This window comes from Vibrio harveyi NBRC 15634 = ATCC 14126 = KCTC 12724 (assembly GCF_001591145.1).
GTDB classification, from domain to species: Bacteria; Pseudomonadota; Gammaproteobacteria; order Enterobacterales; family Vibrionaceae; genus Vibrio; species Vibrio harveyi.
Genome location: NZ_BCUF01000177.1, coordinates 1 through 559, shown reverse-complemented (window position 1 = coordinate 559; position 559 = coordinate 1). Strand labels below are relative to the sequence as shown.

The following is a 559-nucleotide window of genomic DNA, read 5'->3' as shown; positions in this document are numbered from 1 at the left end:
ATTAAACGGTTAAATATGAAGAGTAGACGATTTATAAGCTTACCCTCGCTAGTTCAAAAAGAATTGCAGCATCAATATCAGCACCTTCATGATGCGCTTGTTGGTATGTATGATGGTGAAGATACATGTATCAAAAGCACATCAGTCTCTGTTTTTGACCATTGGTTGTCGCCTAACGAAGCGACGGCAATGCTTCAAGATGTGACGAGTTCTATGCAAAATGAATACAACAGTCGCTTACATAAGTTTGTCTGCCTACTTAGTGATTCATATGAATGTTATCTGGTTTTATACAAGGGACGTTATTCGACCAGAATCACGTACAGGAAGTTCACGTCGGATAATGCTCGATTTAAAACGCTCTTACCCTCTGATTACAGAGTTCCAGATAAAGATAGGTTTAAGTTTTTAATACCTCAGTTAGGCATTATTTACTTTGAGGGTTGTGATTTTACTCACAATTTCTATTTCTCGGATGAAAGTGTTTTAAAGCTTATTTCCACGTACGCAAAGGAAGCAGAGTTATATTTAATATAACAAACTGTTCAAGAGGGATTCG

Annotated in this window: 1 protein-coding gene; it reads left to right on the top strand. The window is 37.0% G+C overall.

Annotated elements, in window-relative coordinates:
- Positions 1-537: hypothetical protein (locus tag VHA02S_RS26300; protein ID WP_081247899.1), on the top strand; the 537-nt coding region annotated here is incomplete at its 5' end.
- Between the last annotated feature and the right edge of the window lie 22 nt (positions 538-559).